Origin of the sequence: Exiguobacterium sp. SH0S2 (assembly GCF_004337185.1) — a bacterium.
GTDB lineage: Bacteria > Bacillota > Bacilli > Exiguobacteriales > Exiguobacteriaceae > Exiguobacterium > Exiguobacterium aurantiacum_A.
On record NZ_SJVB01000029.1, the window covers coordinates 1 to 396 of the forward strand.

Annotated in this window: 1 protein-coding gene; it reads right to left on the minus strand. The window is 40.7% G+C overall.

Annotated elements, in window-relative coordinates; translation table 11 throughout:
• The coding region (locus tag EVJ21_RS15400; protein WP_201739998.1) for a hypothetical protein at nucleotides 1–396 on the minus strand (396 nt) is incomplete at both ends.

Here is a 396-nt window from a genome sequence, read left to right on the forward strand (position 1 = left end):
TCCATACTTTCTTCAAAATATATGGTCTGGTAACATAACCCGTTAGGGTGATCGTATGGCACCTCTTCTATTTTGAATATTTGCGTATCTAACTCTTTACACGTTTCACAAGTTCTACCTTGTGCATGAACTGAATGCCATTGAACTTTCTTAGCAAACGGATTTACTTTGGCTTTGGTTTTAACGGCTTCCGTACCTATGTGACTAATAGTAGTTCTCGCCAGCCTTAATGAATTGTATTCAAGGTCTTTCCAAGCTTGGGCATAGCCACTACCCAATTTAGCTTTTAACTTTTCATGCCCCCACATTTTACGCTTGTCAGGGTTTACAAAGTCTTCAAGTAGTGTTGAAAGTTCTGCGGATGACATGCCTTGAGCTTCTGCCATTGCCACAACG